The following is a 15,088-nucleotide window of genomic DNA, read 5'->3' on the forward strand; positions in this document are numbered from 1 at the left end:
CAGGCAAACAGGACATAGTCATACAAGTGCGACAAAGCTGGGTGCTGAGGTCCCGGATCCGCTCCCAGGAGGTCGACGTGCCATGCCCGCTGCCCCTCGTGGGGCCAATCCGGGACGCCCTGCAGAAGTCCGCCCGGTTCGGGACGCCTGTCCTGCGCAGTGCCGCGTCCGTGGCAGCGGTGATGGTGGCGCTGGTGGCGACCTCGCTCATCACGGGGCCCGCGCTCGCCGACCCGACGGCGACACCCTGTGAGCTCACGCGCAGCCAGGCACACCACTCGGAAGGCCTCGACACCTGGAACGCCGCGTATACGCGTCCTGTCCGCCCGTTGGACGCGGTCATGATCTTCCTGTCCTTCCCGGACGCGAAGCCGGTGACCAAGCCGGCCCAGTTGACCGCGGACTACTTCCCGGCCACCAGTCGCTTCTTCGAGCGTGCCTCCTACGGCCGGTTCACGGTGCGTCCGCATCCGCTGAACCGCTGGATCCGGATGCCCCACCCGTCGGCCTGGTACGCCATGAAGCGCGACTGGGACCCCGGGCACCGGGCCGCGTATCTGCGTGACGCCATCGCCGTGTCGGACAAGTACGTCGACTTCTCGCGCTTCCCCGTCGTGTACCTCGTGGCCGATCCGGACGCACCCGGAGTTGACTCGGACGCCACGAAGGTGGTCAACCTCGACTCACCGCTGCACGCCGACGGCACGGACATCCGGCGGGTGGTCACGGTCTTCGAGAAGCACCCGCCGGACCGGCTCGTCCTCGCCCATGAGACGGGCCATGTCTTCGACCTGCCCGACCTGTACCACCGCCCGGTCGACGGCAAGGGTGACTGGGACACCTATGTCGGTGACTGGGACCTCATGGGCAGCCAGTTCGGACTCGCGCCCGACCTGTTCGCCTGGCACAAGTGGAAGCTGGGCTGGCTGGACCCGCGCCAGGTCGTGTGCGTCCGGAGCGCGGACACGCGGCTGACGCTGGAGGCCCTGGAGTCGGGGCCGACCGGGGTACCGCAGGTGCCGGTGAACGCGACCACCGTCCGCGCGGCCGGGATGACGGGCGCGGCGGGCAGCGCCGCGCAGGTACCGGGTGCCGGTTACGAGGCGTTCGGTTCGGGGCGTGGCACCAAGCTGGCGGTCGTGCGGACGGGGCCCGACAGTGTGCTCGCCATCGAGGCGCGCGGGATGGTGGGCAACGATGTCGAGGCCTGCACGCAGGGCATCCTCCTCTACCGGGTCCGCGGTGCGACGGAGTCAGGCGGCGGCCCGATCGAGGTCGTCGACGCCCATCCGCGGACCTCGGCGTGCTGGGGCACCTCGGTCAATCCCGGCCTCGCGGACGCGCCGGTGCGGGTCGGCGAGAGCTTCACGGTGCCGGGGGACGGAGTCCGGGTGGAGGTGGAGGACCGTACGCCGACCGGGGCGTGGACGGTACGGATCACGAGGAGCTGAGGTGGACACAACGGTGAGCATGCCGGGTGCCGGGAGGTTCTCAGGGTGCGTGGAGGGCGGAGGTGGCGGTCGGGGTTCACGCTTTCCGCGCACTCGTCCCGCGCAGGCAGCGGGCGGTGACCGCCGCAGGGCCCGGACGGGGGGTGTGGGTGGCGAAGCCTCCACCACGCGCGGCGAAGCCGCGCGAAAACAACGATGGCGAGCCCGGTTCGCGCTGTCCGCGAACACGACTCGCCATCGCCATCGTGCGCCGCCAGGGACTCGAACCCCGGACCCGCTGATTAAGAGTCAGCTGCTCTAACCAACTGAGCTAGCGGCGCCTGCTGACGTCGTAGACCTTAGCACCCTGGTCGGCGGGAGGAAAAATCGATATCCGTACGGCAGTGGAGGCCGACGTGCGGGCCGCGCGGACCGCTGCCCAGAGGAAGATCTCCGGGCCGGGAAGCCAGGGGTGGCGGGTGTCGGGCGCCGCCAGCCAGCGGGATTCCGGGCGGGGAGTCGCGGGCACGGCGGGTCGGACGGCGGGCACGGTCACCGCATCACCGGGGCCGTGGCAGAGCAGCGGGGGAATCGGGTGGGCACGGCCGCCCCACTCCTCCCAGTCGAGCAGTGCCGGCAGCCGGCGTGCCGTGCCCGGCGCCGCGAACAGCAGCATCCGGCCCCGGTGCGCGGCTACGGGCCCGGAGCCCGGCCCCTCGTCCCAGAGCCGGTCGAGCATCCGGCGCCCGAAGATCGCGGGGGCGTTCACCACGTCGAACGCGACACCGCAGGGCAGCACCACCGGCGCGGTGGGGCGCTCGGCCCAGTGTGCGAGCGTGCTCCGGGGATACGTTCCTGCCGAGGCGAGCCAGGCGGCGCCCTCCGAGGTGACCCCGGAGACGTCGAACCGGTCGGAGAGGGGTGCGCGGAAGGGTGCGGGCAACGGCGTTCGGCTGCTCATACCGTCTTGTCTACCGACAGTGAGCGAACCATCTCGGCGAGTTGCGGAAAATCGGGACGGGAGGGGGCAGGGCGGAGTATTGTGCCGCACGGCATATGCCAAATGATCATTCGTGCGGCGGCCAGGGCGGACCCGGCTGGACCGGGGACCCGGCCCCCGGCTCAGCCCAGGCTCTCCGGCCCGCTCGCCTCGGCGCCGCGCAGCAGGTCCCGGCCGAACTCCACCATCTTCTTCGCGTAGTCCTCGGTCCACTCCGCCTGCTCGCCGATCGCCGCGGGCGTCAGCCGGTCGAAGCGGCGCGGATCGGCCAGCTGGGCCGCGGCGACCGCCTGGTACTCGGCCGCCCGGTCCGCCGCCGCGCGAAACGCCTGGGTCAGCTCCGTGGCCCGCGCGAGCAGTGCCCGCGGGTCGTCGATCGACTCCAGGTCGAAGAAGTGTTCCGGGTCGGAGGCCGCCTCCGCGGGCTCGAAGAGCAGGGGCGCGGGGCGTAGCCGCGGCTCGTTCCGACGCGGCGTGGGCTCCGACATGTCTTCTCCTCCTCGTACGGTTCGGGTGGCGCCGTCATTTGGTTGGGCCACCGTCCATTGTCTCGCGACGCCGCAAGGGCGCGGGGGGTGCGGGGACACCACCGCCACGCGCTCCCCCCGCCGCACGTCATCCGCAGTCTCAAGGCCGCCGGGTCACATGATGTTCCCGGCCGCCCGGAAGTCGTCACGAGCGTCGGCCTTCACACTGGTCAGGACCGTCGTCCGGCCAGGCCTCCGCGAGGGACAGGACTGCCGGCCCGGCCTGTGTCACGCCGGACGCGGCCAGGTGCTCCCGGGTTACGCCGTCAGGGGCGCCACGCCACGCGATGCTCCGCCAGATGGGACAGCACCGCGTGATTCGCCTCCCAGCCGTCCGGGAACTTCACCGTCACCCCCAGCTGCACGGGCTCCGTCGAAGGATGGTCGTCCAGCAGCTCCGACACCCCCGCCCGGCACACCACGATGCACGCGTGGCGGTGCCGGGACGCCAGTACGCACAGCCGCCCGGTCTCCAGATGGAACGCCGTGGCGTCCGGGCGCCCCGACAGCGGATGCAGCACCACCGTCACATCGAACTCCCGGCCCTGGAGCCGGTTGGCCGTGTCCACCGTCACGTCCCGCACGCCGAGGTCCGTCAGCGCCGAGCGCACCGCGGCCGCCTGGTCCCGGTGCGCCATGCCGACGGCGATCCTGTCCGCGGTGAGCGGCACCGGCTCCCCGGCCCGCTCCGAGACCGCCGCCCCGCCCCGGTCCAGCAGCCGCCGTACGACCGTCGCGACCGCCCGCACCGCCTCGGGGTCCGTTCGCGGGGTGTGCCGGGCGGGCAGCTCCAGCAGCCCCCAGCCGGTCTCGGCCGCCTCGTCGATCACCCGGTCGGGCCCGGAGCCGTCGGACGCCACTGCGAAGCCGAGTCGCCGGTCCCCGCGATCGGTTCCGCTGCGGAACGGCGTGTACGGATAGAACGCGTGCGACACGAGCGGCGCCGCGGAGGCCGGGAGCCGCCAGGACACCGGCAGCCGGTGCTGCGGCAGCTCGGGGTTGTGGGCCAGGAGCGTGGTCACCGCGGACGCGGACGGGTCGTACGACAGGCCCGCCCACTGCTCGGCACCGACGACCGAGAACGGGTCCAGCTGTCCGGGGTCGCCGACGAACAGTGCTCGTTCGAACAGGCCGGCCACCGCCAGCAGCGCGTCCGAACGCATCTGGTACGCCTCGTCGACGATGGCGTGCCCCCACGGCTCGACGTCCTTCACGTGGGCCCACTTGGCGGCGGTCGAGATGACGACGTCGAGGCCGGCCAGATCGGCCGCCTTCGTCGACTTCCGGACGTGCGGAAGATCGTCGAGAGCCCGGTCGTAGGGGTCCGGGTCGCTGCTGTGCAGCCGGCCGACCGGAAGGCCGGGATCCTTCTCCGCGAGCCGCAGCACCAGGTCGTCCACCTGTGCGTTGGTCTGCGCGATCACCATCAACGGCCGGCCGGCCGCCGCCAGTTCCAGCGCGGCGCGGACCACGAGCGTCGACTTTCCCGCGCCCGGCGGCGAGTCGACGACGACCCCGCGGTACGTGCCGTGCAGCGTGTCGCGCAGGATCGCCTCGGTGGCCCGGGCGGCCGCGCTCCCCGGATCGAAGGCGCTGCCCGGCTGGGCGAACGCGGTCACAGGACGTCCTCCTCGGTCACCGGATCCGGCTGCGGCAGTGCCCCCGCTTCGCCCGGCGGTCCGCCGTGCGTCCAGGGCGTCTCCTCGGGCTCGGGCAGCTTCGCTCCGCCGCGCTGCTCGTGCTCGAACAGCGTGAAGCACACATGGTCGCCCTTCTCGGGCACGGACCCGGCCTCGGGTTCCTTGCCGCGGCCCATCTTGTCGACGATGCGCAGGACCACCAGGCCGCCGCCGACGCCGTCCCCGTCGCTTCCCTCGTCGTGCCGCCCCTCGTGCTGCCCTTCGTATGCGACGAACTCGGCCCCCTGGGGCTTCCCGCCGAGCGAGCGGTACACCTTCGAGCGCTCCCCGAGATGCGGTCGGTCCTCGGTCCGTACGGTCACCAGCGGGCGCGGGCTCGGCCGCTTGCCCTCGCTGTACGTCATCACGACGTCCGTGACCTCGCCCGCGAACGCCTCCCCGGTCAGCCGCCGCCCGGCCATGACCAGCGGGTCGTCGAGTGCCTGCTGGGCGTCCAGCCGGCCCTGTTCGCGCTCGCGGGTGGCGAGTTTGTTCGCCGCCGTGACCGCGTCGTCGCGGCGCGGCTGCGGCGGTTCCCCGGCGGCGACGCGGTCCCGGTGGCCGGTGAACGACCAGCGGTCGCGGGTCCACCGCTCCTCGACGTGCGCGCCCTCCGGCAGGGCACGCAGCAGGTCGAGGCCGTGCCACATCGCGTCCCAGGTCGGACGCGTCCGGCTCTTGACGAGGGCGCGGATCTCGCGCTCGGCTGCGGTGAGTTCGGCGAACCGGTCGTCCGCCTCGACACCGTCCTCGGCGGTGGCCAGCCGCGTCCGCGCGCGGTCGTACCGCTCGATGGCCGGGGCGAGCAGCTTGTTGTCGAAGGCCGGGTCGGTGGCGGGGCCTGCCGGGGGGCACAGCAACTGGCCGTGGGCGTCCCGCGCCAGCTCCGCCCGGAGCGCCGCCTCCGCGCCCGTTGCGCCCTGCGGCGGGTCGATCCACGCGAGCAGCGCGCCCAGATGCTGGTCCTCGAGCCCGGACTGCCCGGTCGCCCAGTGCTGCGTCAGTACATCGGTGACCGAGAGCAGCAACGAGGAGCCCGGGACCCGGGAGCGCTCCCCGAAGTGGGTGAGCCAGCGGCCGAGCAGCGGCACCCGCGGGGGCGCCGGGTGCGGGGTCTCGGGGTCCTGTTCGGCGGTGCGGCGGAACCGCGTGGAGCGCCCCAGCAGCCGTACGAAGTCGATGCCCGCCCGGCTCGGCACGATCAACTGCGGACTGTCCGCACACAGGTCGACCTCGACCTTGACCCGCTTGCCGGTCTCCGGGTCGGTCTCGGTGCGCTCGGCGGCCTCGACCGCCTCGGCGTACCCGTCGATGTACGGCAGGACGACGTCGGCGAGGTCGGCGAGGAAGGCGAACCTGAGGTCCCGGTCGCGCGGCTGCGGCACCACGAGCAGCCGGGGCGCGTCCCGGTCGGTGCCGACGAGCGCTCCGAGCGGCGCACCGGCCTCGCCCGCGGTGGTCAGCGGAACGAAGACGAGGGGGCGCTCCGACAGGTGCCGGTGCCGGACCGTGGCCGTGGGCTGGGCGCGGCCGGACCGCACGGCCTCCAGGCGGGCGAGCGTGGCGATCAGTGACATACGGCGTCCTCCCGGGCGGCGAGCGCCTCCGTCCGCAGCCGCGCCGCCCGGCGCAGGGCCGTCACCGCCGGGTCGTCCGGGTCTCCCGCCGTGCCGTGGGCGGCGGCCAGTACCTCGTCCACCGTGGTCAGCCCGCCCAGCTCGGCCCGCAGCGAGCGGCCGTAGGACGTCACCGCGCCCTCGGCCCGTGAGCGGCTGCGGCAGTGGAAGGCCAGTTCACAGGCGGCCAGGCACTCGGGTGCATAGGTCGCCGGGACCGACTCCACGGCGGCCGTCAGCTTTTCCTGCGGAAGGTCGGGCGCGAAGCACGTGCCGTCGGGGAGGCCGTCCGCGATCTCCTCGATCCGGGTGAGCCGGGTCAGCTGGCGCCGGGTGACCGCGCGCTGTTTGCGGATGTCGACGGGGGACGCGGCCGGCAGGTTGGAGAAGTCCTTCGGGCACACCAGCAGGACCTGGTGACGTACCTCTACGGCGGCGCGCCCCTCCGGCGTCGTGCCGAGGCGCGCCGCGACCTCCTCGAGCGCCAGCACGTACACCGCGGACTGCCGGGCGGCCGCCCCCACCTTCGCCGGGTCGGCCGATCCGTCCAGCAGCGGGAAGGACTTGATCTCGACGACGGTCCAGCTGCCGTCCGGGTGCACCACCACCGCGTCCGGCTCCAGGAACGCGGGGGAGCCCGCCACGTCGAGGGCGAGCATGGGGTGGTCGAGCAGCGCCCAGCCGCGCGCCTCGGTGGCCTCGCGCAACGCCAGCGCCGTACGGGCAGCGCGGCCTTCGGGCCCTATGGCGGCGAGATCGGGAACCAGGGCTTTGCCCGGCGGCTCGGCAGTCGGGTCCAGCTTCTCGTGCACCAGCCGCAGCAGCTCGGCGCCGCCGTCCGCCTTGACTCTGGCCTCGAACGCGTTGCCCCGCATGAAGGCGAACTGGGACTGGCCGAAGGCCGACGGGGCTCCCAGCGCATCGGCCAGCGACGACTTGTCCACCCCGGCGCCGTCGAGGAGCGCGCGGCGCCTGCACCCCGGGTTCGCGGCGAGCGCGGCCAGCGCGCGGGCGTCGAGCGCCTTCGGCGGTACGGCCGGGCCGCGCAGGTCAGCGAGCCGCTGCCGCAGCGCCGTCCCCCGCGTCCGCGGGGGAGGCACCCGGCCCGGCTCCCGGTGCGGTGCGGGAGATGCGCTGTCGGGGAATTCGCTCACCCGCCGAAGTCTGGCATCCAGCACTGACAATCGAGGAACTTGTGGTCGTAGAGGCGCCCGTGGCGGGGGCGGTCGCGGTCCGCAGCCGGGCGCGGACCGCGTCGGCCGCTCGCGTCATCGGCCGGGACAGCAGAAAGCCGGCGCCCATGACGGCGATGCCCGCGACCGCGTCGAGGAGGTAGTGGTTCCCGGTGCCCATCACGACGATCGCGGTAAGCGCCGGGTAGGCGACGCCCGCCACCTTGGCCCAGCGTGTGCGGCCGTGTCGCCAGAGCATCACTCCGCACCACAGCGCCCAGCCGACGTGCAGACTCGGCATCGCCGCGTACTGGTTCGTCATGCCGCCGAGACCACGCGGCGCGCTCGCGTCGCCCGCCCACCAGCCGTACGAGCTGTACTGGGCCATCGTGTCGACGAAACCGTGGGCCGCGGACAGCAGCCGGGGTGGGCAGGTCGGCGTCAGCGTGAAGCCGATCAGGCCGAGGAACGTGGAGGTCATCAACCAGGTCCGGGCCGCGCGGTAGTGCTCGGAACGGCGCCTGAACAGCCATACCAGGATCACGGGCGTCACCAGATAGTGCAGTGACGCGTACCAGAAGTCGGCCGGTATGCCGAGCCATGGCTCGCGGGTGAAGAGACGGTTCAGCGGGTTCTCGGCGTTGATACGGAGCACCTTCTCCAGGTGCAGTATCGACTTGCCGTGCTCGACGGCGTCGTCGACGTCACCCCGGGCGAGCAGCCGGCCGGCCGAGTACGAGGCGTACACCAGCAGGATCAGGGGAAGTTCGGTCCACCAGCGCGGCCGGACCGGCGGGTTCACCCCGGTGCCTGGTGACTCGGCCTGCGGCATCCGATTCGCCCTCCCCCTTCTGCTCTGCTGCTCCCGGTGACCCGGTCGAGTCACTTTACGGTGTACGCGCCCATTCGTCAGGACGCGCCCCCGGCCCTCAAAGACGCAGAGATCTCCCACCGGGTTGCCCGTGAACGGGGTGCGCGATGATGGTGTGACTTCCTTGTTGTTTTCCTCTCGGTTCATCCCGGAAAGGACGTTCATGGCACCGCGCATCCTGCTGGCCCGGCACGGACAGACGGAGTGGTCTCTGTCCGGCAAGCACACCGGCAGGACCGACGTGCCGCTCCTGGAGGAGGGGCGACGGGGCGCCAAGCTCCTCGGCGAACGGCTGAACCGGGCACCCTGGGACGGGCTGCCCGGAGTCGAGGTGCGCACGAGTCCGCTGGCACGCGCGCGTGAGACGTGCGAACTCGCCGGGTTCGGTGAGCGGGCGAGCGCCTGGGACGCACTGCTCGAGTGGGACTACGGCGCGTACGAGGGGATGACGCCGGCCGAGATCCAGTCGGTCCGGCCGGGCTGGCTCATCTGGCGCGACGGTGTCCCGGAGGGGGAGTCCCTGGCCGAGGTCTCCGCGCGCGCGGACGAGGTCGTGTCCTGGGCCCGCTCGGCGGACCGGGACGTCCTGGTCTTCGCCCACGGCCACATCCTGCGCTCGCTGGGAGCGCGCTGGCTGGGGCTACCACTGGAGTTCGCCGCTCGCATACGTCTCAACCCGACGTCACTGTCGGTGCTCGGATGGGCGTACGGGGAACCGGCGATCGAGTCGTGGAACGACTGCGGTCACCTCACGGCGTAGCCGTCGTCCTCACGGGATCCTGGGCAGCGAGGCATGGCGGTCCAGGAACGCCGACACGCCGGAGGTCCGGCGGTGGGGCAGCAGGACTCTCGCCGTGCCCGCCAGCATCGTCTGGATCCTGGACGACTGGACCTCGCCCAGCAGGTCGATGACGCGCTGTCCGGCCTGCGCCGCCTCGTCGGGGCGGCCGCCGCGGGCCAGGTCGTCGGCCAGCTCCGCCGTGTACAGGGCGATGTTCCGGGAGAAGTGCGGGTCCTGCAGATGTGCGGCGCGCCGGGCGTGCCGGGCCGCGCGCGGCCAGTCGCCCAGCGTGGACCAGCACTGCGCCTCCAAGCCCTCGAGTTCGGCCTCGCCGTAGAACGTCATCCACTCGGGGTCCGCGTCCGACGTCCCGCGCTCGAACAGGGCCTGCGCCCGGACCAGCGCCTGCTCGCAGCCCGACCGGTCGGCGAGCCCGGCCCAGCCGCCCGCCTCCCGCAGGGCGAGCAGCGACATCAGGCGGCTCGAGCCGAGCGGACGTGCGGCGCGCTGGGCCGCCTGCGCCGCCCGTACGGCCTCCCGCGGCCGTCCGGCATCGCGCGCGAGGAACGCCGTGTTGCAGAACGCGTGGGCTTCCAAAGCCGGGTCTCCGGACATCCGAGCCGTGGCCAGCGCCTCCGCGTAGTGCGAGCGGGCGTCGTCGAAGCGTCCCGAGTCGTGGGCGAGCCAGCCGACCGAAATGGCCAGTTCCCCGGCGCCCGCGTACAGCCGGTCGGCCACGGCCTGCCGGGTCGTACCGGCGTCCAGCAACGCGTACGCGGCGCGCAGCGGGGCGGCGGCACGCCGGTACAGGCCGTCCGCGCCGTGCCGGTCGTCGAGCAGGCGGATCTTGCGTACGGCCTCTTCGAGCGCACAGGCCTCGGACGAGCCCGTACGGTGGACAGGGCGTTCGACGGCCGCTGCGGTGCCGCCGAAGGCGAGCCCCAGCGGGCTCAGGGAGGCGGCCGCCACTGTGAAGGTGCCGCCGGTCATGAATGCGCGACGTTGCACGTCGCTCTCCTCGTGGTTCTGTTCGTCGTACGCGCGTGTGCCGTACGGCTCGTGCGTCTCGGAGGTATCTGGCGTTTCATACGTCTTGCCCGCCCCGCGCGTTTCACTCGGAGCGTACGGACGGCGGCCGGCGTGTGCGGGGGGCGCCTCGTCGGCGATGCGCGCCGCCCGGCCGCGTACGGCCGAGCGAGGTGCGAATCCCAGGTCCGCCAGCGTGCGACCGGGGAACATATGCAGGAACACCCGTTCGTAGGCGTAGTTGGGGCAACGGATCTCGCCCGCCTCGACCCGTCCGATGTACCGCGCGTCACAGCTGACCCGCTCACCGATCTCCACCGCGGCGCGTCGAACCGACGCGGCGAACTCGCCCGGCGAGCGCTGTCCGCGCAGCTGTCGGAAGGCGAGGTTGGGCCGCGATGGCCTGGGGTATTGGGACGTGGTCATGGTCGGGCCCTCTCGTGCGAACCGTCGAACCATGCCGGATTCGGGACGACTTGCCCGCGTGGTGACAGTTGGTTCCCTGAGTCCGGCGGTGCAAGAACGTACCCGTCCAGTGGGAGTGGTCACGCGAGGTTTAGCTGCAAACCGGATATCTCATACGCGATCTGCCATGAACTGCCATCCTTTGCGATGGTGTTGTGCCCGTTGCCGTTGACGGTCCGAAGCGTTTAACCCGGTGGACCGGGAGCCCCCCGAACTCCCGACCCAACTCACTGCCGAGGAGGGGTTCCGCTTTGGAGGCCGGGATGCAGACCACGCAGAGCACCGAGTTCCGTACGCAGCCGCCGGGTGCGTGCCGCATGCCCGCCGCGGACCGCGGCGCGCCGCCGACCCAGGCCCCCGACCTTGTGACCGTCCCGGCCCGGCAGGGACTCGAGGCCGTCGACATCCTCCGCCGCGGTGCGGGCGACTGCGTCGGGCCCGTCCTCCACGACGACGGCTGCGACACCCTGGGCTTCCTGGTCCCGCCCGGGACAGCCGACGCCTGGGACGTCCCCGGCAGCACCTGCACGCAGACGGCGGGGCGCGGCATCAGCCTGGTCGCCCCGGAACCTCCGGTCGAGGGCACGGGCTGGCTGCTCCCTCCGGGCGAGGCGGAGCTGGCGACGGACCCCGCGGTGCTCCGGGAGGCGCTCGGGGAGGCGGCCCGACTGCTCGAGGCCGCCGACAACTGTCGGTAGCCGGACGCTGACGGTCCGCGCCAGGCGGTCGCCACGGGGCGGCCGAGTGGGCCGCCCGCGGCAGGGCCCCGGATAATGGCTGGATGGGCAGGTCACGGAACGCGCGGCGGGAGAAGGCCGTCGAGCCGGTGGTCGAGGCGGTCGACGGCGGTCTCGCCCAGCTGATACCCGACCGGGACCGGTCGCGCGCCTGGACCCTTCTCATCGACGGCGCCCCGCAGTCGATGGTCGACCTGGACGACCCGGCGTACCTCGGTTTCGAGTACCAGCGGCGCCTCGGCCATGTCATAGATCTGGCCGCGCCGCCCGGTCGGCCGGTGCAGGCCGTGCACCTCGGCGGAGGCGCGTTCACCCTCGCCCGCTACACCGCCGCCACCCGCCCCCGCTCCACCCAGCAGGTGGTCGAGCGCGATGCCTCGCTCGTCCAACTGGTGCGGCGCACGCTGCCCTTGGACCCCAACGCCCGCATACGGGTGCGTTCCGCGGACGCCCGCGTGGGACTCGCCAAGGTGCCGGACGGCTGGGCGGACCTGGTCATCACGGATGTGTTCAGCGGGGCGCGCACCCCGGCCCATCTGACATCGGTCGAGTTCCTCACGGATGTCCGCAGGGTGCTCAAGGACGGCGGCCAGTACGCGGCCAACCTCGCCGACGGCCCGCCGCTCGCCCATCTGCGCGGGCAGATCTCGACCGCCGCGGCTGTCTTCCCCGAACTCGCTCTGATCGCCGACCCCGTCGTACTGCGCGGCAAGCGCTTCGGGAACGCGGTTCTGATCGCCTCCGCCCATCCTCTTCCGTTCGCCGAACTCACCCGCCGAGCCGCCTCGGACCCGCACCCCGCGCGCGTGGAGCACGGCAGGGCACTGACCGACTTCACCGGTGGCGCGGTGGCGGTCACGGACGCGGCGGCCGTGGCGTCACCGGCGCCCCCGCCCTCGGTCTTCCGCTGACCCGCGTGGCCGGCAGGCACCACGCTGCCCCCGTGCCGGATTAGTAGGTCTCGACGTCCACATGGGGCGGGCCGTCGTGCCACGTGCAGAACACGGTGACCCGTTGCGTGCCGGAGGCGAACTCCACGCGGATCCACGACTCCGTCTTCCACACCTGCATCGACCAGCCCGGACCGGGCGTCGCGGACACCAGCGTCGCGGACGTCGTACCGAGGTCGAAGACCGCCCGCCCGCCGGTGGTGTCATGGCTCGTGACGCGGCTGGTGGAAGCAGAAGGGGAGGACGGGGGCGTCGTCGGGGAGGGCGAGGGGCTCGTGCCGGACTTCTTCGAGGGGACCGGCGTCGTGCTCGGCGCGGGCGTCCCGCTCGCACTCCGCGACGGTTCCGGCCGCTCCGTCGACGCGATCTGCGGCCTGGTGCCCTGAGTCGTCGCGCCACCCGCCGTGATGGGCAGGGCGCGCGGGGGGTCGTAGGCGGTCCCCGCCATCACCGTGTGGACGCCCCACCACGACAGCGTGACCGCCGCGCCCGTGGCGAGCGACCATGCCAGTACGTGTACGAGTCCTCTCAACATCCCGGCCATACTGCCCCACGCGCCCCACCGGTGTCCCGCGAGTCGCACACAGTTCCGCTTCTCGCGCTATCGCACGGGGAGTTGTCCACAGCCCCCGGAAGCACTTCCCCGTATGGCGTACGGTGCCGCCCATGGCAAGTGTGCTCGTGGTCGAGGACGACCAGTTCGTACGCTCGGCCCTCATCAGGCACCTGACAGAGGCCGGGCACACCGTGCGCAGCGTCGGCACCGCACTGGAGGCACTGCGCGAGGTCGCCCACTTTCCCTTCGACCTCGTGATCCTCGACCTCGGACTGCCCGATCTCGACGGATCCGAGGCGCTGAAGATGCTGCGCGGCATCACCGACGTACCGGTGATCATCGCCACCGCACGCGACGACGAGGCAGAGGTCGTCCGCCTGCTGAACGCGGGCGCGGACGACTATCTGACCAAGCCGTTCTCGGTCGAGCACCTGTCGGCACGGATCGCGGCGGTGCTGCGCCGGGCCCGTGCGGCCGCCGTCGGAGCCGCGCCCCCGGCGGTCATCCGCGTCGGCGGCCTCGCGATCGACCTCCTGCGCCGGCTCGCCGAACTGGACGGGCACCGACTGGATCTGACCCGCCGTGAGTTTGACCTGCTCGCCTTCCTCGCCGGCCGGCCCGGTGTCGTGGTGCCCCGCAGGGAACTGCTCGCCGAGGTGTGGCAGCAGTCCTACGGGGACGACCAGACCATCGACGTCCATCTGTCCTGGCTCAGGCGGAAGCTGGGCGAGACGGCGGCCAAGCCACGCTATCTGCACACGCTGCGGGGTGTCGGCGTGAAGCTGGAACCACCGAGGGCGGAGCCGTTGACATGAGATGGGCGCTGGTCAAGGTCTGCCTGGCGGTGACCGCCATGGTCGTGGTCGCCTTCGCGGTACCGCTCGGCCTCGTCGTCAAGGAGATGGCGCGCGACCGCGCCTTCTCGAACGCGGAGCGCGAGGCCGCCGCGATCGCGCCCGCCCTGTCCATCACCACCGAACGCGACCAGCTGGAGCGGGTGGTGGCCTCGGCGGGCTCCGACGACGGGATGGCTGTGCACATCCCCGCGGCCGGCAGCACCAAGGCGCTGGACATCGGCCGCCGGCGTGCCCCGGCCGAGGACATCGCGGCCACCCGCAGACTGGGCCGGGCCTCCACCACCGAGGTGCCCGGCGGCTCGGCGCTGCTCCAGCCCACCGCCCTCAGCTCCGGTGGCATCGCCGTGGTCGAGGTGTACGTCCCCGAGTCCGAGGTGACGAACGGCGTCGGCACGGCCTGGGCGGTGCTCGCCGCGGTCGGTGTCGCACTGATCATCGGCTCGGTGGCGGTCGCGGACCGGCTCGGCGTGCGGATGGTGCAGCCCGCCCAGCGTCTGGCCGAGGGCGCGCACGACCTGGGGGAGGGGAAGCTCGGCGCACGGGTACCCGAGGAGGGCCCGACCGAACTGCGCCTGGCGGCGGTCGCGTTCAACTCGATGGCCGACCAGGTGGTGCAACTCCTGGCGAACGAACGCGAACTGGCCGCCGATCTGTCCCATCGGCTGCGTACCCCACTGACCGTGCTGCGGCTGAACACCGCCTCCCTCGGCGACGGACCGGCCGCCGAGCAGACACGCGCCGCGGTGGCGCAACTGGAGCGTGAGGTCGACACGATCATCCGTACGGCGCGCGAGGCCAAGCCGCAGACCGTGGCGGCAGGACCGGGCGCCGGGTGCGACGCGGCCGAGGTCGTGCGGGAGCGGATGGAGTTCTGGTCGGCGCTCGCCGAGGACGAGAGGCGCAAGTGGCGGGTGGCCGGAGCCGACCGGCCGGTACGCATACCCGTGGCCCGCGCCGACCTCGCCGCCGCGCTCGACGCGCTGCTCGGGAACGTCTTCCGGCACACCCCGGAGGGCACGGCCTTCGCGGTCGACGTCCACAACGGCGAGGACGCGGTCATCGTGCTGGTCTCCGACGCGGGTCCCGGGATCCTCGACCCGGAGACGGCCATGGCCCGGGGACGCGGTTCGGGCAGCGACGGCTCGACGGGCCTCGGCCTGGACATCGTGCGCCGGCTCGCGGAGTCGACCGGCGGGGACGTGCGGATCGGCTCCTCGGTGCTGGGCGGCACGGAGGTGCGCATCTGGTTCCAGCTCGACGGGCGGGCCCCGGTGCGCCGGGGGCACCGGGTACGGCGTCGGCGGTCCGGCAGATCGGTCTCTCCCTTTAACCGTCCCCGATCCCTTCCTTAAGCGCACCCTAAGATCCTCAACTCCGGTCCAGATCAATCCGATTGGCCCGATTCCGGATCGCTAGCGTGC

General features: G+C 72.6%; 14 protein-coding genes and 1 tRNA gene. 6 read left to right on the forward strand and 9 right to left on the reverse strand.

Going from position 1 to position 15,088, the window contains the following annotated elements:
- Positions 1 to 77 precede the first annotated feature (77 nt).
- Entirely contained in the window at positions 78 to 1,451 is a 1,374-nt protein-coding gene (locus tag ACQEXA_RS35065) for a M6 family metalloprotease domain-containing protein (RefSeq protein ID WP_432939193.1), read from the forward strand.
- A gap of 246 nt (positions 1,452 to 1,697) precedes the next feature.
- Here the strand turns inward: ACQEXA_RS35065 and ACQEXA_RS35070 are convergent.
- From ACQEXA_RS35070 to ACQEXA_RS35100, 7 genes are all read right to left on the reverse strand, one after another.
- Positions 1,698 to 1,771: transfer RNA gene (locus ACQEXA_RS35070), tRNA-Lys, on the reverse strand.
- The gene (locus ACQEXA_RS35075; RefSeq protein WP_432928106.1) at positions 1,762 to 2,391 is read right to left on the reverse strand and encodes a bifunctional DNA primase/polymerase; all 630 of its coding nucleotides are present in this window, start codon (positions 2,389 to 2,391) and stop codon (positions 1,762 to 1,764) included. Before ACQEXA_RS35075 ends, ACQEXA_RS35070 begins: the two co-directional genes overlap by 10 nt.
- A 161-nt stretch (positions 2,392 to 2,552) precedes the next feature.
- A complete protein-coding gene (locus tag ACQEXA_RS35080) occupies positions 2,553 to 2,918 on the reverse strand; it encodes a hypothetical protein (protein WP_432928104.1) in 366 nt (121 codons plus the stop codon).
- A 305-nt stretch (positions 2,919 to 3,223) separates the two neighbouring features.
- A complete protein-coding gene (locus ACQEXA_RS35085) occupies positions 3,224 to 4,576 on the reverse strand; it encodes an AAA family ATPase (protein WP_432928102.1) in 1,353 nt (450 codons plus the stop codon).
- Positions 4,573 to 6,213, reverse strand: a complete 1,641-nt coding sequence (locus ACQEXA_RS35090) for a hypothetical protein (protein ID WP_433132003.1) — start codon at positions 6,211 to 6,213, stop codon at positions 4,573 to 4,575. Before ACQEXA_RS35090 ends, ACQEXA_RS35085 begins: the two co-directional genes overlap by 4 nt.
- A complete protein-coding gene (locus ACQEXA_RS35095; protein WP_432928099.1) occupies positions 6,204 to 7,352 on the reverse strand; it encodes a hypothetical protein in 1,149 nt (382 codons plus the stop codon). Before ACQEXA_RS35095 ends, ACQEXA_RS35090 begins: the two co-directional genes overlap by 10 nt.
- Positions 7,303 to 8,256, reverse strand: coding sequence for a phosphatase PAP2 family protein (locus ACQEXA_RS35100; protein ID WP_432928098.1), 954 nt, complete (start codon positions 8,254 to 8,256; stop codon positions 7,303 to 7,305). Before ACQEXA_RS35100 ends, ACQEXA_RS35095 begins: the two co-directional genes overlap by 50 nt.
- Positions 8,257 to 8,458: 202 nt before the next feature.
- On the opposite strand from ACQEXA_RS35100, the gene ACQEXA_RS35105 reads away from it, so the two are divergent.
- A complete protein-coding gene (locus tag ACQEXA_RS35105) occupies positions 8,459 to 9,055 on the forward strand; it encodes a histidine phosphatase family protein (RefSeq protein ID WP_359391540.1) in 597 nt (198 codons plus the stop codon).
- 9 nt (positions 9,056 to 9,064) lie between these two features.
- Here the strand turns inward: ACQEXA_RS35105 and ACQEXA_RS35110 are convergent, their stop codons facing one another.
- Entirely contained in the window at positions 9,065 to 10,528 is a 1,464-nt protein-coding gene (locus tag ACQEXA_RS35110; RefSeq protein ID WP_432928096.1) for a hypothetical protein, read from the reverse strand.
- Positions 10,529 to 10,830: 302 nt separating this feature from the next.
- Here ACQEXA_RS35110 and ACQEXA_RS35115 point away from each other — a divergent pair, with 302 nt between their 5' ends.
- Positions 10,831 to 11,265, forward strand: a complete 435-nt coding sequence (locus ACQEXA_RS35115; protein WP_433132006.1) for a hypothetical protein — start codon at positions 10,831 to 10,833, stop codon at positions 11,263 to 11,265.
- An 83-nt stretch (positions 11,266 to 11,348) separates the two neighbouring features.
- Positions 11,349 to 12,215, forward strand: a complete 867-nt coding sequence (locus tag ACQEXA_RS35120) for a spermidine synthase (protein WP_432928094.1) — start codon at positions 11,349 to 11,351, stop codon at positions 12,213 to 12,215.
- 40 nt (positions 12,216 to 12,255) lie between these two features.
- Here the strand turns inward: ACQEXA_RS35120 and ACQEXA_RS35125 are convergent, their stop codons facing one another.
- Entirely contained in the window at positions 12,256 to 12,789 is a 534-nt protein-coding gene (locus ACQEXA_RS35125; protein ID WP_433132008.1) for a hypothetical protein, read from the reverse strand.
- Between the two features lie 131 nt (positions 12,790 to 12,920).
- Here ACQEXA_RS35125 and ACQEXA_RS35130 point away from each other — a divergent pair, with 131 nt between their 5' ends.
- Positions 12,921 to 13,625, forward strand: coding sequence for a response regulator transcription factor (locus ACQEXA_RS35130; RefSeq protein WP_433132011.1), 705 nt, complete (start codon positions 12,921 to 12,923; stop codon positions 13,623 to 13,625).
- Positions 13,622 to 15,019, forward strand: a complete 1,398-nt coding sequence (locus ACQEXA_RS35135) for a sensor histidine kinase (RefSeq protein ID WP_432928088.1) — start codon at positions 13,622 to 13,624, stop codon at positions 15,017 to 15,019. The genes ACQEXA_RS35130 and ACQEXA_RS35135 overlap by 4 nt, the downstream gene beginning before the upstream one ends.
- Positions 15,020 to 15,088: the final 69 nt, after the last annotated feature.

This window comes from Streptomyces sp. CA-106110 (assembly GCF_050936285.1).
Taxonomy (GTDB): Bacteria; Actinomycetota; Actinomycetes; order Streptomycetales; family Streptomycetaceae; genus Streptomyces.

Bases quoted from the DNA above. Each gene is read 5' to 3' on its own strand.
- ACQEXA_RS35075 (WP_432928106.1), bottom strand. From the start codon at position 2,391: ATGAGCAGCCGAACGCCGTTGCCCGCACCCTTCCGCGCACCCCTCTCC.
- ACQEXA_RS35080 (WP_432928104.1), bottom strand. From the start codon at position 2,918: ATGTCGGAGCCCACGCCGCGTCGGAACGAGCCGCGGCTACGCCCCGCG.
- ACQEXA_RS35090 (WP_433132003.1), bottom strand. From the start codon at position 6,213: ATGTCACTGATCGCCACGCTCGCCCGCCTGGAGGCCGTGCGGTCCGGC.
- ACQEXA_RS35100 (WP_432928098.1), bottom strand. From the start codon at position 8,256: ATGCCGCAGGCCGAGTCACCAGGCACCGGGGTGAACCCGCCGGTCCGG.
- ACQEXA_RS35105 (WP_359391540.1), top strand. From the start codon at position 8,459: ATGGCACCGCGCATCCTGCTGGCCCGGCACGGACAGACGGAGTGGTCT.
- ACQEXA_RS35110 (WP_432928096.1), bottom strand. From the start codon at position 10,528: ATGACCACGTCCCAATACCCCAGGCCATCGCGGCCCAACCTCGCCTTC.
- ACQEXA_RS35115 (WP_433132006.1), top strand. From the start codon at position 10,831: ATGCAGACCACGCAGAGCACCGAGTTCCGTACGCAGCCGCCGGGTGCG.
- ACQEXA_RS35120 (WP_432928094.1), top strand. From the start codon at position 11,349: ATGGGCAGGTCACGGAACGCGCGGCGGGAGAAGGCCGTCGAGCCGGTG.
- ACQEXA_RS35125 (WP_433132008.1), bottom strand. From the start codon at position 12,789: ATGTTGAGAGGACTCGTACACGTACTGGCATGGTCGCTCGCCACGGGC.
- ACQEXA_RS35130 (WP_433132011.1), top strand. From the start codon at position 12,921: ATGGCAAGTGTGCTCGTGGTCGAGGACGACCAGTTCGTACGCTCGGCC.
- ACQEXA_RS35135 (WP_432928088.1), top strand. From the start codon at position 13,622: ATGAGATGGGCGCTGGTCAAGGTCTGCCTGGCGGTGACCGCCATGGTC.